Consider the following 21,835-nt stretch of genomic DNA (forward strand, 5'->3'; position numbering starts at 1 on the left):
CCTTGTTTTTAATAAGTTTAGCCATACAAATGTGACTGCTAGAATAAAGTGTACAGTTTTTGCTTGATAAGATGAAACGCTTATTTACCCAAATATACCAGCAAAAAATATCAACCTATCACTGTAAAATGATCATAGTTCATACTTGCAGTGGAGGTTAGCGAAGGTGGATAAGTGGGAAATGTACATGGAGATAAAGCAATTATTAAAGCAAGGATTTAGTCAGACAAAGATAGCTGAAAAGTTAGGGGTTTCTCGAACAACTGTTTACAGGCACTTAAAGAGATCTCCTTCGGAGATGGCGGAATGGGTTGATTCTCTTCAGTATAAAAAGAAAAAATTAGATCCATATAAAGAACTGATTTTATCTTGGTTGAGAATGCATCCGGATATGTCAGCAGCACAAGTTTATGATTGGCTTTTAGAGAAATATAAAGATCTAACTGTTGGAGAAAGTACAGTAAGAACATATGTAAAAGCATTAAGAGAAGAATACAAAATAAATAAGGAAACATCTCCTCGAATGTATGAGGCAATTCCTGATCCCCCAATGGGAGAACAAATGCAAGTAGATTTTGGTCATACGAGACAAAAAACTGTTGATAATAAGGAAGCCAAACTCAACTTTATAGCTTTTGTCTTATCACATTCTAGACAAAAGTATAAAGAGTGGTTGGATAGACCATTTACAACACGGGATGTTATACAAGCCCATGAGAACGCGTTTAAATGGTATGGAGGAATGACCAATGAGATCGTTTATGACCAAGATAGTTTAATTGTTGTTAGCGAAAATGGTGGAGATCTAATTTTAACTAAAGAATTTCAGCAGTATAGAGAATCCAGAGGAATAAACCTTCGGGTTTGTAGAAAAGCTGACCCTGAGAGTAAGGGAAGAATAGAAAATGTAGTTGGATTTATCAAACAAAACTATGCCAAACATAGAGTGTTTCATAACATCGACTCTTGGAATGAGCAAGGATGGGAATGGCTGAACAGAACGGGTAACTATAAAATACACAATACAACAAAAAAGAGACCATTCGAAGTGTTCCTCCTGGAAAAGCAACACTTAAAACCAGTCTCCCAAAATATAGATATTCAAAATAACTATGAGATAAGTATAGCAAGATGTGTTCATAAGGACAATACTATTCGTTACCAATCTAATCGGTACTCTCTTCCACTTGGAACTTATAACAAATATGAAAAAGTATGTATCAAGGAAACGGAGACTAAAGAATTAGTTATTTATATACCTGATACTGGCGAAATTATTGCAAAACATTCAATTCCCGAAGGGAAAGGGATGTTAATAAAAGATAAAAAACATAGTAGGGATCGTACAAAAGGTGTTGGAGCATTCATTCATACAGTGGCTGAGAGATTTGAAGATAAAGAACTAGCCTTTAAATATTTAGAGAAGGTTAGGGAAAAAAATCCTCGTTACATTAAAGACCAGTTGCAAATCATCTTGCGCGAAACAAAAGGTATCGATAACGAAGTACTGACTAAAGCGTTAGCAGAGTGTTTAAAAAGGAAATTATACAGTGCAACTGATTTTGGCGATATCATTGCATATGTGAAACGTCAGCGCCAGGTACATGAAACAGTTATTGATAAAAAGAAAGAAGTTAAGACTTTGAACAGGCTATCAGAATGGGTTTTAGAAACAGAAGCATACAAAAGAAAAGTAGATACTTACACGGTTTTAATGGAGGTTGAATAGCGATGAGCCAAATCCAACAATTACAAGACATAATGAAAGGGTTAAGACTCGTTGAAACTGCCAAGCATCTCCCCCATTTGATCAGAGAAGCTGAGCAAAAAGACCTTTCATTTACTCAATTCCTGTTAGATGTCACTTCTTATGAGCAAACTCGAAGAGAAGAAAAGCAACTAAACAACCGATTAAAGTGGGCAACTTTTCCTTTCAGCAAAACACTTGAGGAGTTTAATTTAAAAGAACAAAAGTCTTTAAGCAACAAACAACTAAATAGATTAAAAGATTTAACTTGGATAGAACAGCTGTACAATTTGATTTTATTAGGGCCACCAGGTGTAGGTAAAACTCACCTGGCCGTAGGCCTAGGAATAGAGGCTATTAACCAAGGGTATAAAGCGATATTCACATCAATGGGAGATTTAATTCATAACCTGAAAACAGAAGAAATCACACGAAAGTCAAAAGCAAGAATGAAAAGAATTAGAGAGGCTGATTTAGTCATAATAGATGACTTAATGTTTATGGCAATGGATCAACAAGAAGCTAATATGTTCTTTCATTTAATTAATGACTTGTATAATCAGTCTTCCATTATCTTGACCTCTAATAAGGCACCAAAAGAATGGGGAGAATTATTGGGTGATCAAGCTATAACAACAGCAATTCTAGATAGGATTCTTCACCGAGTAGAAATCATTCATTTAAATGAAGATAGTTATCGTATGAAGCATCGTTCTACCATATTTGGGGAACAAAGTGTTTCAAAATAACGAGCAAAAATTGTTTCATTCTACTTGACGGTCACAACAAACCCATATTCCAAGTTCTAATATCATAAAATCCACGATTAATAAGTTCTTTTTCTTCATTTAAGTGCCTAATTAACGCTTTAGGGTAGTCACTGGTCATATAATCAACTTGTACATTATCATTTGGACTGTTAAGAAGTACACAAAACATTGATCCATTTACATAATCCATTCCTACACAGTGTAGAAGCGAAAGCTGCTTTGTTCGAAAAACGAACATTAGTTGGTACTGTTTTTCCATCGTTATACTCTCCTATATCGAATTTTTATTAAATATTCATTACATACATAAACGCAGCTACTCTAATTTATCGAAGAGTAATCAATATACCTGGTTCATTTATAACTGTCTTAAATACAAGTGAAATTTGTGGCTTCTAGACAGAGCGGTGCGTATGCATTATATTCTTGAAGAACAGACCACTTGCTTCTCAAAATGCTCACACATTTGCTCACATAATTATATTTTTGAGCTGATTTCATTTAACTGAGTTGGTTTGTGAACTTGCCTAAAACCTTGATAAATCAAGCTTTCTTGATCTTATTTAACTGAATTAAACTTGTTTGTTTTTAATGATTAAGATTGACAGGGAAGGGGTCGGGGGTTCAAATCCCTCACAGGTCATATTTAAATAATGCTCAAATCCTTTTGTATAAAGGATTTGGGCATTTTGTTTTGATTATCCCAACGAAATAAATACCAATTAGCAATGAAATATTTTACTACATTTTTAATGTTTTTACTGATATATGCAAAGTTAGCAATAAACTAATTAATAAATAATAAGGTTTACTTCAGTAAAATAAGGTATAGTATATTTGGTGAAGTAATTTTTAAAGGACAAGAAATGTAGGTGAACAAAGTGAGCAAATATCTATTGGATACCAAAGGCCAGATGGCTATGACAAAGTATCATGAAAAACAAAAAAATACTAAAGTTGATAAAAAGCAGCAACTTGAAAAACTTCGTGCGGAGTATTTGAAAAAGAAGCAAAATAGATGAATAAAATGAATGAAAACATAGGAAGATCAAGATCTTCCTATGTTTTTTTATTTGAAGTTCTTTTTAAAATTGATGGTAGGGGTTGTTATTCTCATAAATCTCAAATTCAGTAACAAGCAGGCCGTTCTTTTTAACACGGGACGAATCATTAGTCACCTAAGCAGAACTGATTCTTTCCAGCTCGGAATGTAAACTTCTCCTTTATACTGAACTTCACATATCGTTCTTGTAATCAACGATTGTAAAATACCCAATAACAACGGTTTTAAATTCCCCAAAAATAACAGATAATCGTTTCGAAACAAACATCAAAGATGGAGTGAAGAAACGGTGCTGAAGATTGGGGAGTTTTTTATGATTAGAGAGTTATTTCAGAAAGGGTGGACGAAAACAGCCATTGCAGAAGCAACAGGCTTCGATCGTAAAACGATCAGCAAATATCTAAAAAGCAATCAGTTGCCGGAACGTAAGGCAAGCGAGCAGCAGAAAGAGAGTAAGCTCGAACCCTATAAGTCCTACATCCTTCAACGAGTCAAAGAAGGAACAACCAACTGTGTCGTACTGTTAGAGGAAATTCAAACGATGGGTTACGAGGGGAAGATGACAATTTTAAGAGACTTTGTTCGTCCTCTTCGTCAACAGCCAAAGAAACAGGCAACCTTACGGTTTGAAACACCACCAGGGAAACAAGCCCAAGTGGATTGGGCGTACGTGGGAAAATACTTAGTGAATGGCAATCTGCAAGACATTTATGCATTTGTGATGATATTAGGTTATTCCCGAATGAAGTACGTAGAGTTTACAACCAACATGAATCTCGAAACCCTCATGAAGTGTCATATGAATGCTTTTTCTTACTTTAATGGGGTACCAGAACAAATTCTCTATGATAATATGAAAACCGTTGTAATCAAGCATAGTCCTGTAGAGATTCGTTTCAATCGCAAGTTTGAGGATTTCTTAGCCTACTATGGGATTGTGCCAAAAGCCTGTCGTCCTAAACGTCCGCAAACAAAGGGGAAAGTAGAAAGAACCATTAAGTATTTGAAAGATAACTTCTTTCAGCGAAAACACGAACCAACTTTACATGCATTAAATGAAGCCGTACGTACATGGTTGGATCAGATAGCTAACAAGAAAACCAATCAGACTACTAATGAGTCACCATTTCAACGATTTGAGCAGGAACAGAAGTTCCTGCAGATATGGGGAGTGAAGCCTCTGTTTCCCACTTCACATTGGGAAACCAGAGAAGTCAGTCGGGACTGTGTGGTGTCGTACCGCGGAAAAAGGTATTCAGTTCCTTACCGTTACGCTGGACAAATGGTTAAGATTAAAGAAACACTCGATCATCATTTAGAGATTTACGATGAACGTGAATGTATCGCAAAGCATCCGGTTCTTACAGGAAAAGCAACTACTCATATCCGAATGGAACACTATGATGGGCTACATACAAAAGAAAAAGGGCAGAAAGCGAAGAACGTTGAAGATTTGGCGACCGACGGTCTTCACTCTCATACCCCATCTCCAAATGTGGAAAAACGCCCTCTCGCTGCTTACGCAGCACTGGAAGAAGGTGAGTCTGTATGATGAACGAACTCTTATTGGAGCGTTTAAAGAAGCTCGGCTGGCATCATACAGCCAACCAACTTGATAGTTTACTAGAAGACGCTTCTAAGGATAATGTATCATATTCTGAGTTTCTTCACACTATCGTTTTGCATGAAACGGAGCAACAAGATTCTGATCAACTAGAAAAGCGAATGAAACGGGCAAAGCTGCCTTACACCAAAACGATTCATGATTTTGACTTTACATTTCAACCAAGTCTGAGCGAGAAAAGGGTCAAGGAAACCTTAACATGTCGCTTTATTGCCAATGGGGAAAATCGCATATTACTGGGTCCTCCGGGTGTAGGAAAAACTCATTTAGCCGTCTCCTTTGCGATTGAAGCGATTACCCAAGGATATACAGCCCTATTTTTGTCGGCCGACGACTTAGTGGCTCAGTGCCGCAAGGCCAATGATAAAGGGACACTCCAGCGACTCGTAAATCGTTGGAGTCGTCCAGACGTGTTAATTGTAGATGAAGTAGGTTATTTTCCTTTTGATGAACTAACCGCCAATGTTTTCTTCCAGGTTGTTTCAAAGCGATACGAACAAGGAGCAATGATTTTAACATCTAATAAATCGTACCTTGAATGGGGAAAAGTTTTTGGTGACGATGTATTGGCAACGGCTATCTTGGATCGCCTCTTACATCATGCGATTACATTTAACATCAAGGGTGACTCCTACCGTTTGCGAGAAAAGAAAAAAGCAGGAATTTATCCTGCCCAAACAACGATTTAGCCGTTCATAATGGGGAATTTCATTTCGTTGAAATTGGGGAAATTTGAATCGTTGTTGACATTCTTAAACTGATTCTTCTTAATCTATACTCAATGTTGTTTCTTATAAAAAATTGCTTATCATCATAATTTATAGAAGTAACGTTGATGTTTTGATTGTTTAATAGAAATCTTAGCGTTACATCTTGTCCATCTTCATTTGCTTTTATAGTTCCTTTAAAAGGGTCTATTGTGATATTGAATTGTTCCGACAGCTCTTTGGCAAATAAAGCTACTTGAGATCCATTGAGTTCCCATGTTGTGATCAGTAAATCTAACAGCAATTTTTTTTGGTTTTCGAAATCCACAAAAATCACTCCTTTTCACTTTTAATAGTTACATAGGTATAGGAGACACTTATGATAGATATTAACTTTATCATTTCTTCTTCTGATTTCTCATTATTTTTGCTAGCGATTAGCCAGTTTGTACACATATCTTTGTATTTTAATACGTATTGTATCATGAAATTTCATATAATTTGAGGAATATTTAGTTTTTTGATCAATAAATTAGTATTACCATTAATTAACTTAAAAATAATTGATTTACAAAATAAAAAGAAATTCTTTTAGATAATCCATTCTTTTATACCACTATTGATATGGGATATCCCTTGTAAAAGGTAAATAAATAGTATGATTTTCATATGGCGGTATTAGATGATGTGTTTTTTAAAAAGGCAGTGCAACAAAAAAAACTTATTTTATAATTTATTTTGATATACTTATTTTTGCATAAAATAAGTATATATATTGCATTCTTCCATAGTAAAACATACCTGCACACTATAGGGCTAGTAAAGGGTTGTTGGAAATTTTAAACAGATTCCACAAGAGGAACTTTCTACTTCAATCCATAATGAAAAACTATTTATATGAAATTATATGTATAAGAGATTACTAGTTGGGGAATAGTAGAAATAGAAACTTTTATATCGGAGGGAAATTCAATGAGCGAAAACAAAAACATTTTTTCTACGTTTGTTAGTGAAGATCAATTTGACCTACGTTCATATATTACGTACTTATTTATTAATGAGTGCGAGCAAGGTGAATCAACAAGCTAAATTAAATACAAAACTTAAGGTCAAACTGATTACGGATAAAAAGACTTCTCTCAAAAGCTGCCAACACTATGGGAATCGTAAAATCCAAAACAAACTGGTTTTTATAAGTAATAACTCTCGAATTAGCTATTAAACGAAAATTACATACGTATAGTTTCACTTTTAATGGCAGTGTCTTTATTCTCTAAAAAGAAAGAGAGAATGATAAATAAGAGAGACACACAAGAAGGTTTGCTAAGGATGTAGGGCAAACATGGGTTGCACTTCTTCATCTACATCCATTGTCAATTCTACTTCAATAAAAAGCTCTCGACGCTTGTATATAAAGTATAAATAGATATAAATAAAAACAGCCAGCCAAAACCTTTTTTACAAGCTTATCGTCGTCAAAAAGAAGACCACTTAAAGAAAATGAAGGAAAAAGAGAAGCAATTCAGCTTCTCTACGGATATAGAGAAAACCTATATTCAAAAAGCTGCATCTCTAGTAGGTCAAAAGGTTATTACCTTTGAAGATATTACAGCACGCCACGAAGAGTTACGCAAAATGAGTGACCGTCATGATCCTATTGAACGACACCTTCATGCACAACAACAGCAATTCCTAAATGTCAGCAATTATTATGATCTTGTGAGGGATTTAGAGCGTGAAATCCAACAGAACGAAGAAAAGGTAGAGGAACTTAAGAAGTCCCTTAATCCGTTTAAACTCAAAGAAAATAACATGATGAAACGACGTCATCTTGATAAAATTTCTGATTTAGAAAGTAACAAAGAAAGCTATGAAAGCAGCATTCAAAAACATAAAGAAACGCTTCGTTTTTCAACCAAAGAAGAGTTCTATGAGCGTTATCAAGAATTCTCTCAAAAGAAAGAAAACCGACTCAATCAGATTACGTATGAGAAAAAACAAATTCAAGTCGAAACTAGGGTACTATTACAAGCTGAAGAAGCCATTAAGCAAGCCAAAATCCGTGAGATAAGCTCTCATTACCCGGATCTCAAAACAGCTGGAAAGTATCTCACCTACAGCAATGCATTAAGACTGGAGCAGTATCATGATACTGCTCAACAAAATCAGTTTAGACTATCTAACATCAAACAAAATCTAAATGCTAACCAAAAGAAGCTAGACGAGTTCAAAAAACATCAAAAAATGGTTCATATAGAGAAAGAACATGTCTCAACGATGAGTAAGGAAGTAGAAAAGCTCAGCAGCGTGGAGAACAAGCTTGATGAGTTAGACAGAAACCAAGGAGAAAAAGCCAAACGACTTGTCTCAAAAAAAGCTCGTCAAGATTATGAAGAATTGCAAAGTGAAGCTAAATATGGACGTAAAAACCTAAAAGAACTGGGTTACAAAGGACAACAAGATTTACAACAACAACAAAGTCGTATGAACACAATGGAGAAAACAGTTGTCCCATGGTTAGAAAAAGAAATAAAAACACATGAGAGCAACATAAATGCTCTAAATACCGTTTTTAATGCTATACAACAAACTACCCGTAGCCAAGAGCAAGCTCAACAAAGACATCAATTAGGAAGCATGAGAAGTATAAATATAAATAGAGCAAAGAATAAAGGTCCAGATCTTAGCCGTTAAATATAAAAAATTGCCTTAAGGCAATTAGAAACAACTTAAAGTTGTTTTATCTCTTATAAGGATAAATAAGTTCTTTTCATTTACTTAATGGATTTTCTAGGTAGTAGACATAAAAATATTAAAGTTTTTGTATGAAACCGGCGCTTGTCCGCACCTTTATTGCTGTTTTGCATATTATAAATTGACCATAGCATCCTTTTAATCTTCTATTGAACTCAAGAAAAAACTATCCTATCACACACTGGATAGTTTTTTCTGTTTTTAAGCTTTATATGGTATCCACCTTTACTTAACATAGAGATTTTCGTCTGATTAAGAAGGTTTTTTACCGTATTTATAAGTATTCGAACATTTTGGGCCTATTTCTCATATTGTATTAAGTATTAACAATATATTGAGGTGAAAAAATATGAATTTTAATTATATAGATTATTATCCTGAACCAAGATTTTTAGGCCCACAGTTCCCATTACCTAGTCCCCCGAGTAGTTTCCCTGGGTCACCTGGTGGCCTTCCTTCCTTCGGTGGACAGCAAGCTCCAACTTCCCCACCACCAGCATTTATCCCACAGCAGCAAACAGCAACACCATTTGCAGTCGATCCAGGAGCCATTTCGTTGTGTTTATTCCGTAACACATATATATGGCTTAGAAATGGGTCAAGTTTTTGGTATTTCCCTATTTTTGTGGGACCGAGATCAGTTGCTGGTTTCAGATGGAACGGGCGATTCTGGACTATTTTTGGTATAGATACAAGACAAATTGTTTCATTTACATGTTTCTAAGTATTCATAATTTATGGCACAAGAAAAGGGGAGGAATCAGCTTTGCAACCTACAGAGAAGATCAGGGTTAGTATGCCATTCCCATCAAGATGGGGTATCCATGCCGAGATTGCAGGTAGACCTATGGTTTGGGGGGTACTCATCATTAACTCTATTACAGGTAATAGAGTAATAGGTACAGTTAATTTTCGTGGCACTCTCATTCCCATTAATGGATATTGGAATGAGAGTGCCAAACAAATCGGCTTTGATTCACCCTATGCCACATATTCTGGTAACTTAACTATGTTTGATGATTCCACTATTAAAATTCGACATCTTGTTTTAAATGGGCGGGTTATTATGAAGCCACCTTCTTTACTAGCAGGTAGGAATGGAACTTGGATTGCTACGACAGATACAACTCTCACAGGTTCTTCCGTTAACAACAGTGATTTGCCTCCTGTTGGTGCCTTTTTAACATCAAATATACTTCACAGTGGACTTGAACGTTGAGGAAATCCTTTGAAAATATACAAACTAAAAAGCAAAAAAACTAACTTTGTGTCAGAAAGAAGTTAGTTTTTTTGCTTTTAATGATATGGATTAATACATCATCTTATAAAATTATAGAGAATTCCTAATAAGTATTATAAATATTTTCGCATGTTTCAGCTTTTGGTTCATAAAAGCAATGAAGCTTATATCGAGCGACAAGAGGTTGATTGTACCATGTTGGGGGGCACTGTTGAGGAGGTCTGAAATACCATAAACTAAATTTTGCAGGCCAACTACGTTCTCCTCTGACAGATCGACGTGCCAAACGTTTTTCACTTTCTCGTGCTCTTTGATAGAAATAGCCTTTTTGAATAGCTTCAAATGCATGGGGTTGATAAATCATTTGTGGAATAGTTCTCAGTCCTTTAAAATCAGAGCAATTCGCCCTGATTCGATTAATCCCTACATTTCCTATAAGAAGCATTCCCTTTTCGCCCTCACTTTCACCCTCTGCTCTAAGGAGTCTCGCTAAAAGAGCTATGTCTGAAGTTGTAGCTTTAACAACCGCCATAATTTCACCTCCAGAAATAAGATATTTCTCTATATCTCGTATAATGTCTTTTCGTCATTTTTTTTTTTAAATAGTCTTTTCTCTACCATTACTTCCTACCTGTTTTTTCCGAAATATGGACATTCACCCAAGACGGAAACTAGGTAAATGCATATTCTTGCTTTGATAAGAAAAAATGGAGGTTTTTGTCATGAATTCAGAAATGCACTTGTTACCTAATTTATATTTTCAAGAAAATCAGTTACCCCATGGAGATATGCGGTTTATTGGAAGACCCGGTTTTGGTGGTCCTGGATTTGGCTTCGGTAGACCTGGTTTCGGTTTTGGTCGCCCCGGATTTGGCTTTGGAGGACCTTGGTTTGGTTTCGGTAGACCAGGATTTGGTTGGGGAGGACCCTGGTTTTGGTAGTCCCTTTTTATCATATAAATCACGTATATTTTATAAATAATAGAATGTAGCTGTGCTAAAAGATCTTAATCTTAACATAGAGTGAATTCATTTTTAATAAACTGCTGATTCTGTTCTACGATATTAATAGAATTTCTAATTGCACTAACTGGAGTAAATTAACGAAATAGTTTTAATGGCAATTTATTTAATTTTTAATAATCTTGTTATATTATTACTCAACTTTCGCACACTGAAATAGGAAGGTAGACCTTGATGTAATTAGGTAAGCCTGCAATCCAGTGTTGTAGTTGACATTGAATTAACTTTTGAATCCTTTTGTTACTTTCTTTTAGGACATCTTGAAGAAGCTCTAGTAGCTGTCCTAGTGCGACAGCCCAATCGAGATCACTAATTTCATCGCAAAGATCATAAAATAGACCACCTAATGTCCGTTGGTCTGTGCTACAACGGTTCTGCCAAGAGAGGACAATGTATCTAGTAAAGACGATTGTTGTATGACAAATTAAAGAGTCATACGAACGACCTTGAAACTCCTTTTGTAGCTTTAATAAGGATTTTGTTGTTTTGAAAAAGACTTCAATGTCCCAACGAATTCCGTAGATACGAATGATTTCTTGTTCACTTAAGCTGCAATCGGTACTTAAAATCGCTAACCATTCACTTTTTTTATTACGGTTACGGACAAATACAATTTTAACTGGTACTCCATTGGCTTGTGTCGTTTGAATAGACCGTAGAATTCCTTTCTTTCCTTGAACGGGTGAAGCTAATGAATAGAGTTCCTTCAAACTAACCTTTTTACCTTTCATCAGGTAACGTTGCTTTAAATTTTTCACCATGCCAATGACATCAAGACCTTGATCTGTGATCTCCTTAATAAGGGGTTGATGTGTAAACCACGTATCCATCAGCACATAAGTGGCTTCGATACCTGAGTTCATTGCCCGTTGAATCATCGTTGGAATTTGTTCAGGTGCCGTTTGTAAAGCTTCTAAACGGCGCTTATATCCAGAACTGCGCTTGTCAATGTTCTGTGACACTCCATTGATGACACTGTTTTTAGAGCTCAATAAAGAAAAGTCTACAGGCATAAACGTTGTACCGTCAGACCATCCCAATGTAAGCATACGAAAGCCTTTGTAGAAGCGCATTTTTTGAGAAGCGTGGTCAAAACAACGCGCAAGAAGTTCAACCGATTTACTTCGATTTTTATCATAAGATGAATCATCAACAATCAACACTTTGATACGCTCATGATTTGTAAGCTTACTTACTTTTTCAATCGAGTGTGCGCTTAATAAAAGCAGAAACCTTCTCCATGAATAAGTGGAACGGTTCAAAAAACGATAGACCGCATCTTTAGCTGGAATATCGGTAGATTTCTTACTTTCAAGTGTTCGAAACCAGTTTTTGTTTTCAAAGATCAAACAGAAAATGAGCTGAAATAAATAAGCACAGGTAAAGCCAAAAGACTTGGTAATCCCAGCTTTTCTAAGATGTTTCAATACTTTTAGTTCTTTAAAAGTAGATTTTATTTCATTTGGTAGTTGCTTAGATTGGTCATGATTCGCTATCATATAGAGGACACCTCTTCTGTATGGAATGTTTGATTCTCGACAAATCAACTATACCAAACGGATAGGTGTTTTTTCATGCATTTTTATGTGTCAATGATAGTACTTGAATGACATCGGCAACTACAGCTAGATGAATTTATAGCACATTTATCGATGCGAAAGTTGAGTTATTACTTTATAAACATAAAAAGAAGAAAGAGGTTAGGGGATTATGTTAATACATAAGGTGGATGATGAAGTTTATTTGAGAATGTTTAATAAAGATGATGCAAATGAGTTCTATGGTTTGACAATAAATTCTAAATCTTACTTAAAAAAGTGGCTTGGTTGGCTCGATTATACAAAGAGTGTAGAAGATACTGCACAAAATATTCAATCAAGATATAAAGAACTTATGGAGAACGAGGGATATCCGCAATCGTTCGCAATTATATATAGGGGTAAAATCGCAGGTACAATCGGTTTCAATGAAATCTATAAGGCCAATAAAATTGGTGTTGTGGGTTATTGGTTGGGTGAAGAATTTCAAGGTAACGGTATAATGTCAAGAGCATTCAAAGTATTAATTAATTACGGATTTAATGACCTTCAACTTAATAGAATTGAAGTTAGGGTGGCAGTTGAAAATAAGAAGAGTAGAGCGCTTCCAGAAAGGTTTGGTTTTAAGAAAGAAGGAAATATAAGACAGGCAGAGTGGTTATATGACCATTATGTAGACCATGTTATTTATGGTCTCTTGGCTGATGAATGGAAGTAGTTTAAAATACAATCTTATAATGGGATACCGTTAGAAAAACATGGATTTACAACGTTAAACCCGTCTTCAAGAGGATTCTCCCAATTTTAAGAACGCTAAGTAAATTTCAGTGGTCCTAGAGAATCTAACGAGACCACTTCTTTGTATTCTCCTAGTAAATTGATATGTTCCCAGCCTAAAGTTGAAATGTTATGATGAGAATGATGTTTGGAAATCCTTAGAAAAGACAATGAAAGTTTATGTATAGCAACTGAGGTCTATTTGAGAACTAATATAAAATATCCTATATAATCTAGCACTTACGCATTCGAGCTTATTAGACTACATATAGAAAGTAGATATTAAGATTTTAGGAAAGAGAATATATTCGATGAAGGGAGCTTTAACGAACTATGAAAAAAGCCTAATTTCTTGGCGTTATTGAGGGGACTGACCCCGTAAAGTGAGACAAATAAAAAACACCTTTAAGTTGAAAACTGGGTATGTAGTACCTAACAATCACTTGGAGGTGTTTTTTCTATGGGAACAAGAGTCAGTTATCCAGTCGAAATAAAGTTAAAAGCGATTGAAATGAGGTTAGCCGGTGTACCTGTAAAAGAAGTCTTATCACAACTAAACATTCGGAATCCTACCCAATTAAAAACATGGATGAAGTGGTATCAAAATGGGGATGTACACCGGTTGGAACAGCCAGTAGGCAAGCAATATGCCTATGGAAAAGGTCCTGATTTTGAAAACGAGACAGCTAAGTTAAAGACTGAGAACCGACAATTAAAGCAACAAATCGAGATTTTAAAAAAGTACAAGGAATTGGAAAGGAAGTGGTACCAGAAATCGCAGTGAACCTAGTGGAAGAGTTAAAAGAACAAATCCCTATTTATCAAATCTGTTTCCATCTTGGTATTCCTCGGTCCACTTACTACCGTTGGAAGCAGCATAGTCAACAGGATACACGAAAGAAATGGATGGAACAGCAAGTGGGTGAACAATGTCGTGCACACAAGTTTCGATATGGCTATCGGAAGATCACAGCTGTACTCAAGCGAACCATGAAGATTAACCACAAGTTTGTGCAGCGTACCATGCAGAAATACGGTTGGCAATGTCGCGTTAAACGGAAGAAACGGCAGCGAACAGGGCAACCTTATCAGGTTGCAGAGAATGTATTAAATCGTGACTTTCGAGCTGAACGCCCTCTTCAAAAGCTTGTGACCGATATTACGTACTTGCCTTTTGGGCCGAAACCATTGTATCTTTCAAGTATTCAAGATTTATTTAACGGAGAAATTATTGCGTATTCCATTGGTGATTGTCAAAATGTCGCGTTTGTTTTAGACACGCTTAACCAACTCCCTTCTCTACCGGAAGGGTGCACGTTGCATAGTGATCAAGGCTCTGTGTACACATCGTATGCTTATCAACAAACAATTAAAGAGAAAGGCATTATCATGAGTATGTCCCGAAAAGGGACGCCTGCAGATAATGCCTCAATTGAATCGTTTCATTCCTCACTAAAGTCTGAAACGTTCTACCTTGACGAGTTGACATACACTACGACTACCATCATAGAGCAAACCGTCAAAAGCTATATTACGTATTATAACCATGCCCGTATTCAAACAAAATTAAACAACCAGTCTCCTGTACAATACAGAAAACGAGTTGTTTAAAAGGTGTTTTGATTCCTGTCTCAAAAACAGGGGTCAGTCCCCTTAGCCAATGTTTTTTATATTTAAATAGGTGCCCTGAGGAGAGCATTTTCTCAAAAAAACGGATGATTCTAAGAATCCAGATTACATTCTGTTCATCGACCTGTTTTCAGATGACTTGTCTATACGAATAATATTTAACAGTTTGAGCAAACTACTCTAGATGGATTGGATCATCATTTAGCTAACTCCTAAAAAAACAGAAAAACTCTCTTAACGCATTGGGGGAATTTTTCTGTTTTTTGCTGTATATCGTATACAACGTTAGTTAACATAATCCAGATTCTAGGAACGAAAAGAGGCTGGGACATAACTAGCCAAAAATAATGAAAAAGGGTTCTCATCATCGCATTTTGATGATGAGAACCCTTTTTTGTTGATCTGTTTGATTGGTCTATGCACATTTTACGCTGGAGGCGATGTACTTTCGTACATTCACCGCCATGAACGCAAACCCTAATTCGTTTTTCACGTTCTCTTTGCCTCTTACGGACATTCGAGTGAAACGCAAATTAGCCTTCAGATATCCAAAAACTGGTTCTACGTCAATCTTACGTTTTCCGTAGATTTTACCCGTTTTTTCTTCTGAAAGCAGCTGTTGAATGCTTTTCTTTTGTTGTTCCCACTTTTCGTTATAATGGATTCTTCGGTTCTTTCCTTCCTTCGCCTTCGTACATTGTGAACGAAAAGGACAACCTGAACAGTCTTCACATTCGTACACATTGAATAACCTTGTAAATCCGTAACGGTCTGTGCGATGCGATTTGTAACGAAACGTCAACTTATTCCCGTTGGGACAAGTAAAGGAATCATCTTCTTCATGATAATCCCAATTCGCTGTCTGAAATGGGTCATTCTTAACGCGTTTTTTCTTCTCTTTTCGATACATACTATATGTGATAAGAGGCGTACGCTTTCTGTTCTGCACATCGAGGTAATTCTCTTCACTTCCATATCCCGCATCTGCGACAATATAGTCTGGGAGTTCGAAGTAGTGATGTTCAATTGCGTCAAGAAACGGACAAAGTGTTCGTGTGTCCGTTGGATTTGAAAAGACATCGTAAGCAAGTGTATATTGACCTTCTGTCGCAATTTGCACATTATACCCCGCCTTCAGTTGGCCATTCTTCATGTAGTCATCCTTCATACGCATAAACGTGGCATCATGATCTGTTTTTGAATAACTATTCCGTTCGTTAAAAATCTCCATGTCTTTTTCATACTTTAACTTACGTTTCACAAAGTCTTGAAATTGCTTATACGCTTTCTTCGGTTCTTTTCTGCTTGATCGCAGTTGTTTTCGTTCATCGGCATCTTCACTTGCTTCAATTTCTTTTGTCAACTCTTCAACCTTTTCTTCTAATTTTTTAGTGATTAGAGATAATTCTTCAACAGAAAGTTCGTCCGAACTTTCTCGTTCGATCTGTGGAATAATTTCTCTTTCTACTAGTTCGTCATACAGCTGGGTTGATTTCTCCAAGAGGCTCGCACTATACTTTTCGATTGATTTGCGCCAGACAAATGTGAACTTATTGGCATTTGCTTCAATCTTCGTTCCATCAATGAAGATTGCTTCATTATCAATCTCGTTCTCTTGAATAAGCTGACATCGAAACTGGACAAAGCACTCACGAAGAAGCACTTGAACTTCTGGGTGAACACGAAATCGATTGATTGTCCGATAGCTCGGTTCGTAACCTTGAGCTAGCCACATCATACGTATACTATCTTTGAGAAGCGCTTCAATTTTTCTTCCTGAAAAAACTGACTGTGTGTAGGCACATAAAATGATTTTCATCATCATGCGTGGATGGTAAGCAGGACACCCCGTTTTCTGTAAGAAGCCGGCAAAGGCTTCATCTGGAATATGTTCAACGAGATGGTGAACGGCGAAGGCAATATCATTTTCTTGTAATTTTATTTCTAAATCTAAAGGCAAAACCACTTGATTCATGTTATAATCTTTAAACATAAGGACCCTTCTTTCCGATAAGATTTTGTATGGTAACTTTATTTTATCAGAAGTGGTCCTTATTTTAATGTAAAAATAAACAAAGCCGGTGAAATTTTACTCGTCGTAAAATTTCACCGGCTTTTTCGGTTCAGAGGAGGGTTTTGTCCCAGCCTCTTACTCTAATTAAGCAAAAAATCTTCTTTTAAAACAGCAAAAACTTTTGTATCACGGAATTCGCCTTTAATAAATTCGTTCTTTCTTAAAGTACCTTCAAACTTCATTCCTACCTTTAACATAACATTCTCTGAACCAACATTATCAGTATCACATCCACCTTCGATTCTGTTCAGACTTGTAGATTCAAAACCAAATTTAATTAATTCTTTAAGAGCTTCGGTAGCAAATCCATTTCCCCAGTATTTTTTATTTAAGACATAACCAATTTCTGCTTTACTATGTTGATTAGACCAGTCCACAAATGCACATGTGCCAATAACTTTTCCACTTTCTTTATGAACTATTGCCCAATCTGCTGATTGTCCTTTTTTATATCCTTCAATGACCACATTTACAAAGTTATTCAAAGTTTCTTCTTTAGATTCATTAGCTTCCCAAGTCATATGATGAGCTACTTCTGGATCAGAAGAGAATTCAAATATATCGTCAAGATCATCTAATTTTATCTTGCGTAATAAAAGACGTTCAGTTTCTAATAATGGAATTTCACTCAAAGCCTTTTCTATTACCATAAGTAATCCCCTTCAATGATTAAAATTTCTTATAAACTATTTCTTTTTTCCTTCTCAAATTCCTTGTTTGGATTGTATATGATATTCATTGCTAGTTTACATAATGTGCCTTATCAGTATCACCAAACTGATTTATCTATATTTTCTCTTATAAATAGCTTATATTATAAATTGTATAATATATCCAAAATTCGAGGAGGAAATAAGCATTGTTAAGTATCAACCACATTTGTTTTTCAGTTTCAAATCTAGATAAATCAATAGATTTTTATCAAAATGTCCTTCAAGCAAAGCTACTTGTTAAAGGGAGAAAGTTAGCCTATTTTGATTTAAATGGCTTATGGATTGCTTTGAACACAGAAGAGGATATTCCAAGAAATGAAATTCAACATTCATATACTCATATTGCATTTACTGTAACAGATGAGGAGTTCCTAAATCTAAAAAGTGACTTAATAAAAAATAAGGTTAATATTTTACCTGGACGTGAAAGAGACCAAAGAGATAAAATGTCAATCTATTTCACAGATCCAGATGGACATAAATTCGAGTTTCATACTGGAAGCCTGCAAGATCGTTTAGAATATTATAAAGAGGATAAAACACATATGGAATTTTATATCTAAAGTTAAATAAAAGATTCCTTTATGGGGTCTCACCACATACCCATCAAGCTAACGACAGAAACGATTAAAAATGTAATGATCCTTGTCCTAACATCGGTGAGTATCAGAAAAATCGGCATGACAAAGAAGCCTATGAAACTATCATTTTTTCGTTAGGCAACTTGTTGTTGTTTTACTGCTGTCTCATACACAATACCAAGAATGTCAAAAACGGTTTTTTTCTGATACCGATGACACTTACGCCCATTCTTTTTCAACAGGTGATACAGTCGTTGGAGAATCGTTACGAGTTCAGTCAGATCACCTGCCATTGCTGGAAATAGTAACGGAAAATAGTCCTTAATCATATAAATTGATTTGTATTCACTCAGCTCTTGTTTTCTCTTTTTCAACAGGATCTGCCGCATTTGAAACATGGTGGAAGAACAGAGAAGAATCCCGATGAGTTGCCCATATAAATGGCACTCTAGCCGTTCCTTTTTGATGGTTTTACATTCATCTATTTCGAAGAAGGACTTCCATGTTTTAAATAAAATTTCAATCTGCCAACGTAACGAATACAATGAATGCACATCGTTTGTCGGTACTTCTTTTGGTGGTGTGTTCGTAATATAAACGTTCATTCCCATCAGCTGTTTACTTTTATCCTTCATGACAATGCCTTTCTTTTTCTCACGTACAGCTTGGTTGTTTAAACGGGTTTTAGTTTGTTCGTTCGTTAGTCGGTGAATGATGACACGTGTCGGTAATTTTTGAATTTGACCAACATAAGCTTCTGAAAGTTCAATGGTCTCACCCGGTTCCAGTTCGTTCAAGATGTGTGCCATATTAAGCTGAATATATTCGCTCTGCTTTTTCAGTGTGCCGTTTTTGAAGTATTCTGGTTCAGGGTTTTTTACATAAATACGGGTATTTAGCTTTAATCGAGAGAGATAAAAGGCGCCTAATTCATGAATCGTTTGTAAATCTCGTAAATCAAAATAACCTAAATCACGTAAACAGAAATCGCCTGCTTTCACACTTTCAAGACAAGTTGTGCCATACGTTTTATCATTATCTTTTCCCGGTCCTAGCTGTACGTGTAAAAATTGCCCACTCAATAAGTCATATTCAAGCTGAATCTTTACACCTGCCGTATTACTGCTTCCTCCAGACCCTTGATAATCACTTACGAAGGCATCGGGTAGCTGAAACACTGTGGCATCTAAAATCCGAATACGGTTAAAAATCAAGAAGAGCGTTGACGATAGCGATTGTGTTGCACAAAGTTTCTGTGTGAGAAGTAAAGCAAACACCTCACGAAGAAACTGGACGGCTGCTGGATTAAACCGTTGATTCAATCCTTCCTGACTCATCAGGACACCTGTTGAAGCTTCTAGTCGACTACACAGTTGTGCAAGCGATGTGCGAGCGACTTCCTGGCTAAGCCACACGCAAAGAGCCATCAGTTCATTTGCTTGATACTTACTCGATCGTTTCACAAATCCCACTTTCTTAGCGATTTCTTGTAAGGCAATGGGAGACAAAGAGCGTTGTAATTCTTGTGCAAATAGGTGTAATTCTTCGGAAAACTGAACATCCATAAAAAAACGCCATCCTTTTCGAGTAGTTTACTAAAAAGAATAACGTTTTTTTCGTTTTGGGGAAAATCCATTGCGTTAGCTTGATGGGTATGGGGGTCTCACCAACATTTAGCGGAAAACATACGCTAAGCAGATTTCGATAAGTAAATTACGGCCTTTTATACGTTTAGACATTAAATTTGTTCACAAACTTAATATTTTAATAATTATTGAACATTGATTATTGAACGAGTTAATGGACACTTCCGAAGGGAAGAAACACTTATAAATCCTTTAATGACAAGGTGTTCAGCAACTCAAGATTTTCTGAACAATTCCTTAGCGTATGTTTTCAGCGTTTCGTTGGTGGGACCTCTTTATGGGGTACAGTCACATACCCATCAAGCTAACGCAATGGATTTTCCCCAAAACGAAAAAAACGTTATTCTTTTTAGTAAACTACTCGAAAAGGATGGCGTTTTTTTATGGATGTTCAGTTTTCCGAAGAATTACACCTATTTGCACAAGAATTACAACGCTCTTTGTCTCCCATTGCCTTACAAGAAATCGCTAAGAAAGTGGGATTTGTGAAACGATCGAGTAAGTATCAAGCAAATGAACTGATGGCTCTTTGCGTGTGGCTTAGCCAGGAAGTCGCTCGCACATCGCTTGCACAACTGTGTAGTCGACTAGAAGCTTCAACAGGTGTCCTGATGAGTCAGGAAGGATTGAATCAACGGTTTAATCCAGCAGCCGTCCAGTTTCTTCGTGAGGTGTTTGCTTTACTTCTCACACAGAAACTTTGTGCAACACAATCGCTATCGTCAACGCTCTTCTTGATTTTTAACCGTATTCGGATTTTAGATGCCACAGTGTTTCAGCTACCCGATGCCTTCGTAAGTGATTATCAAGGGTCTGGAGGAAGCAGTAATACGGCAGGTGTAAAGATTCAGCTTGAATATGACTTATTGAGTGGGCAATTTTTACACGTACAGCTAGGACCGGGAAAAGATAATGATAAAACGTATGGCACAACTTGTCTTGAAAGTGTGAAAGCAGGCGATTTCTGTTTACGTGATTTAGGTTATTTTGATTTACGAGATTTACAAACGATTCATGAATTAGGCGCCTTTTATCTCTCTCGATTAAAGCTAAATACCCGTATTTATGTAAAAAACCCTGAACCAGAATACTTCAAAAACGGCACACTGAAAAAGCAGAGCGAATATATTCAGCTTAATATGGCACACATCTTGAACGAACTGGAACCGGGTGAGACCATTGAACTTTCAGAAGCTTATGTTGGTCAAATTCAAAAATTACCGACACGTGTCATCATTCACCGACTAACGAACGAACAAACTAAAACCCGTTTAAACAACCAAGCTGTACGTGAGAAAAAGAAAGGCATTGTCATGAAGGATAAAAGTAAACAGCTGATGGGAATGAACGTTTATATTACGAACACACCACCAAAAGAAGTACCGACAAACGATGTGCATTCATTGTATTCGTTACGTTGGCAGATTGAAATTTTATTTAAAACATGGAAGTCCTTCTTCGAAATAGATGAATGTAAAACCATCAAAAAGGAACGGCTAGAGTGCCATTTATATGGGCAACTCATCGGGATTCTTCTCTGTTCTTCCACCATGTTTCAAATGCGGCAGATCCTGTTGAAAAAGAGAAAACAAGAGCTGAGTGAATACAAATCAATTTATATGATTAAGGACTATTTTCCGTTACTATTTCCAGCAATGGCAGGTGATCTGACTGAACTCGTAACGATTCTCCAACGACTGTATCACCTGTTGAAAAAGAATGGGCGTAAGTGTCATCGGTATCAGAAAAAAACCGTTTTTGACATTCTTGGTATTGTGTATGAGACAGCAGTAAAACAACAACAAGTTGCCTAACGAAAAAATGATAGTTTCATAGGCTTCTTTGTCATGCCGATTTTTCTGATACTCACCGATGTTAGGACAAGGATCATTACATTTTTAATCGTTTCTGTCGTTAGCTTGATGGGTATGGGGTACAGTCAGGAAAATG

20 protein-coding genes are annotated in these 21,835 nt (G+C 36.2%); 13 read left to right on the top strand and 7 right to left on the bottom strand.

Annotated elements, in window-relative coordinates:
* The first annotated feature begins 166 nt into the window (after window positions 1-166).
* Entirely contained in the window at window positions 167-1,729 is a 1,563-nt protein-coding gene (istA, locus tag MKZ18_RS04445; RefSeq protein ID WP_144594440.1) for an IS21 family transposase, read from the top strand.
* Window positions 1,730-1,731: 2 nt separating this feature from the next.
* Entirely contained in the window at window positions 1,732-2,496 is a 765-nt protein-coding gene (istB, locus tag MKZ18_RS04450) for an IS21-like element helper ATPase IstB (RefSeq protein ID WP_025909801.1), read from the top strand.
* A gap of 31 nt (window positions 2,497-2,527) precedes the next feature.
* On the opposite strand, the gene MKZ18_RS04455 is transcribed toward istB (MKZ18_RS04450), so the two are convergent.
* Entirely contained in the window at window positions 2,528-2,776 is a 249-nt protein-coding gene (locus MKZ18_RS04455; RefSeq protein ID WP_340842912.1) for a hypothetical protein, read from the bottom strand.
* Between the two features lie 622 nt (window positions 2,777-3,398).
* Between MKZ18_RS04455 and MKZ18_RS04460 the strand changes: the two genes are divergently transcribed.
* The 3 genes from MKZ18_RS04460 to istB (MKZ18_RS04470) all read left to right on the top strand — a co-directional run bounded on the left by MKZ18_RS04460 (window position 3,399) and on the right by istB (MKZ18_RS04470) (window position 5,893).
* On the top strand, window positions 3,399-3,539 hold the full coding sequence (locus MKZ18_RS04460) for a hypothetical protein (protein WP_025908863.1): 141 nt from the start codon (window positions 3,399-3,401) through the stop codon (window positions 3,537-3,539).
* 330 nt (window positions 3,540-3,869) lie between these two features.
* On the top strand, window positions 3,870-5,132 hold the full coding sequence (gene istA / locus MKZ18_RS04465; RefSeq protein WP_251385950.1) for an IS21 family transposase: 1,263 nt from the start codon (window positions 3,870-3,872) through the stop codon (window positions 5,130-5,132).
* Window positions 5,129-5,893 (top strand): IS21-like element helper ATPase IstB, encoded by a 765-nt coding sequence (istB, locus tag MKZ18_RS04470; protein WP_000980839.1) that lies wholly within the window; start codon window positions 5,129-5,131, stop codon window positions 5,891-5,893. The genes istA (MKZ18_RS04465) and istB (MKZ18_RS04470) overlap by 4 nt, the downstream gene beginning before the upstream one ends.
* A gap of 19 nt (window positions 5,894-5,912) precedes the next feature.
* Here istB (MKZ18_RS04470) and MKZ18_RS04475 read toward each other — a convergent pair whose 3' ends face one another.
* On the bottom strand, window positions 5,913-6,239 hold the full coding sequence (locus MKZ18_RS04475; protein ID WP_340842911.1) for a hypothetical protein: 327 nt from the start codon (window positions 6,237-6,239) through the stop codon (window positions 5,913-5,915).
* A gap of 1,172 nt (window positions 6,240-7,411) precedes the next feature.
* Here MKZ18_RS04475 and MKZ18_RS04480 point away from each other — a divergent pair.
* From MKZ18_RS04480 to MKZ18_RS04490, 3 genes are all read left to right on the top strand, one after another.
* On the top strand, window positions 7,412-8,605 hold the full coding sequence (locus MKZ18_RS04480; RefSeq protein ID WP_204271206.1) for a hypothetical protein: 1,194 nt from the start codon (window positions 7,412-7,414) through the stop codon (window positions 8,603-8,605).
* Window positions 8,606-9,014: 409 nt separating this feature from the next.
* Window positions 9,015-9,389: a transporter gene (locus MKZ18_RS04485; protein ID WP_163071057.1), complete on the top strand. Its 375-nt coding sequence runs from the start codon at window positions 9,015-9,017 to the stop codon at window positions 9,387-9,389.
* A 72-nt stretch (window positions 9,390-9,461) separates the two neighbouring features.
* Window positions 9,462-9,884, top strand: coding sequence for a hypothetical protein (locus MKZ18_RS04490; protein ID WP_061786024.1), 423 nt, complete (start codon window positions 9,462-9,464; stop codon window positions 9,882-9,884).
* A 124-nt stretch (window positions 9,885-10,008) separates the two neighbouring features.
* Here the strand turns inward: MKZ18_RS04490 and MKZ18_RS04495 are convergent, their stop codons facing one another.
* Window positions 10,009-10,437, bottom strand: a complete 429-nt coding sequence (locus MKZ18_RS04495; protein WP_061786018.1) for a cell wall hydrolase — start codon at window positions 10,435-10,437, stop codon at window positions 10,009-10,011.
* A gap of 190 nt (window positions 10,438-10,627) precedes the next feature.
* On the opposite strand from MKZ18_RS04495, the gene MKZ18_RS04500 reads away from it, so the two are divergent.
* Window positions 10,628-10,846, top strand: coding sequence for a hypothetical protein (locus MKZ18_RS04500; RefSeq protein WP_235932362.1), 219 nt, complete (start codon window positions 10,628-10,630; stop codon window positions 10,844-10,846).
* A gap of 218 nt (window positions 10,847-11,064) precedes the next feature.
* Here MKZ18_RS04500 and MKZ18_RS04505 read toward each other — a convergent pair whose 3' ends face one another.
* Window positions 11,065-12,426 carry an IS4 family transposase gene (locus MKZ18_RS04505; protein ID WP_061785593.1) on the bottom strand — a complete coding sequence of 454 codons (1,362 nt, stop codon included), beginning with the start codon at window positions 12,424-12,426 and terminating at the stop codon, window positions 11,065-11,067.
* A 211-nt stretch (window positions 12,427-12,637) separates the two neighbouring features.
* On the opposite strand from MKZ18_RS04505, the gene MKZ18_RS04510 reads away from it, so the two are divergent.
* Together MKZ18_RS04510 and MKZ18_RS04515 are read left to right on the top strand one after the other, a co-directional pair.
* Window positions 12,638-13,183 (top strand): GNAT family N-acetyltransferase, encoded by a 546-nt coding sequence (locus MKZ18_RS04510; RefSeq protein WP_277716897.1) that lies wholly within the window; start codon window positions 12,638-12,640, stop codon window positions 13,181-13,183.
* Window positions 13,184-13,702: 519 nt separating this feature from the next.
* Window positions 13,703-14,853, top strand: a protein-coding gene (locus MKZ18_RS04515) for an IS3 family transposase (protein ID WP_206833833.1) whose coding sequence is annotated in 2 segments (ribosomal slippage) — window positions 13,703-13,976 and window positions 13,976-14,853 — 1,152 coding nt in all. Because the reading frame shifts where the segments join, the coding sequence is not laid out codon by codon here.
* 433 nt (window positions 14,854-15,286) lie between these two features.
* Here MKZ18_RS04515 and MKZ18_RS04520 read toward each other — a convergent pair.
* Both MKZ18_RS04520 and MKZ18_RS04525 read right to left on the bottom strand, forming a co-directional pair.
* Entirely contained in the window at window positions 15,287-16,864 is a 1,578-nt protein-coding gene (locus tag MKZ18_RS04520; RefSeq protein WP_138116520.1) for an IS1182 family transposase, read from the bottom strand.
* A 161-nt stretch (window positions 16,865-17,025) separates the two neighbouring features.
* Complete coding sequence (locus tag MKZ18_RS04525; protein ID WP_138116968.1) at window positions 17,026-17,595, bottom strand: GNAT family N-acetyltransferase; 570 nt, start codon at window positions 17,593-17,595, stop codon at window positions 17,026-17,028.
* 209 nt (window positions 17,596-17,804) lie between these two features.
* Here MKZ18_RS04525 and fosB point away from each other — a divergent pair, with 209 nt between their 5' ends.
* Window positions 17,805-18,221 (top strand): FosB/FosD family fosfomycin resistance bacillithiol transferase, encoded by a 417-nt coding sequence (gene fosB / locus MKZ18_RS04530; RefSeq protein WP_061786473.1) that lies wholly within the window; start codon window positions 17,805-17,807, stop codon window positions 18,219-18,221.
* Between the two features lie 152 nt (window positions 18,222-18,373).
* Here fosB and MKZ18_RS04535 read toward each other — a convergent pair whose 3' ends face one another.
* Window positions 18,374-19,804, bottom strand: a complete 1,431-nt coding sequence (locus MKZ18_RS04535; protein ID WP_047933940.1) for an IS4 family transposase — start codon at window positions 19,802-19,804, stop codon at window positions 18,374-18,376.
* 464 nt (window positions 19,805-20,268) lie between these two features.
* Here MKZ18_RS04535 and MKZ18_RS04540 point away from each other — a divergent pair, with 464 nt between their 5' ends.
* Complete coding sequence (locus tag MKZ18_RS04540) at window positions 20,269-21,699, top strand: IS4 family transposase (protein ID WP_047933940.1); 1,431 nt, start codon at window positions 20,269-20,271, stop codon at window positions 21,697-21,699.
* Window positions 21,700-21,835 lie beyond the last annotated feature (136 nt).

Origin of the sequence: Priestia sp. FSL W8-0001, assembly GCF_038050335.1 — a bacterium.
Taxonomy (GTDB): domain Bacteria; phylum Bacillota; class Bacilli; order Bacillales; family Bacillaceae_H; genus Priestia; species Priestia flexa.

Bases quoted from the DNA above. Each gene is read 5' to 3' on its own strand.
- istB (WP_025909801.1), top strand. From the start codon at position 1,732: ATGAGCCAAATCCAACAATTACAAGACATAATGAAAGGGTTAAGACTC.
- MKZ18_RS04455 (WP_340842912.1), bottom strand. From the start codon at position 2,776: ATGGAAAAACAGTACCAACTAATGTTCGTTTTTCGAACAAAGCAGCTT.
- istB (WP_000980839.1), top strand. From the start codon at position 5,129: ATGATGAACGAACTCTTATTGGAGCGTTTAAAGAAGCTCGGCTGGCAT.
- MKZ18_RS04480 (WP_204271206.1), top strand. From the start codon at position 7,412: ATGAAGGAAAAAGAGAAGCAATTCAGCTTCTCTACGGATATAGAGAAA.
- MKZ18_RS04485 (WP_163071057.1), top strand. From the start codon at position 9,015: ATGAATTTTAATTATATAGATTATTATCCTGAACCAAGATTTTTAGGC.
- MKZ18_RS04490 (WP_061786024.1), top strand. From the start codon at position 9,462: ATGCCATTCCCATCAAGATGGGGTATCCATGCCGAGATTGCAGGTAGA.
- MKZ18_RS04495 (WP_061786018.1), bottom strand. From the start codon at position 10,437: ATGGCGGTTGTTAAAGCTACAACTTCAGACATAGCTCTTTTAGCGAGA.
- MKZ18_RS04500 (WP_235932362.1), top strand. From the start codon at position 10,628: ATGAATTCAGAAATGCACTTGTTACCTAATTTATATTTTCAAGAAAAT.
- MKZ18_RS04505 (WP_061785593.1), bottom strand. From the start codon at position 12,426: ATGATAGCGAATCATGACCAATCTAAGCAACTACCAAATGAAATAAAA.
- MKZ18_RS04510 (WP_277716897.1), top strand. From the start codon at position 12,638: ATGTTAATACATAAGGTGGATGATGAAGTTTATTTGAGAATGTTTAAT.
- MKZ18_RS04520 (WP_138116520.1), bottom strand. From the start codon at position 16,864: ATGTTTAAAGATTATAACATGAATCAAGTGGTTTTGCCTTTAGATTTA.
- MKZ18_RS04525 (WP_138116968.1), bottom strand. From the start codon at position 17,595: ATGGTAATAGAAAAGGCTTTGAGTGAAATTCCATTATTAGAAACTGAA.
- MKZ18_RS04535 (WP_047933940.1), bottom strand. From the start codon at position 19,804: ATGGATGTTCAGTTTTCCGAAGAATTACACCTATTTGCACAAGAATTA.
- MKZ18_RS04540 (WP_047933940.1), top strand. From the start codon at position 20,269: ATGGATGTTCAGTTTTCCGAAGAATTACACCTATTTGCACAAGAATTA.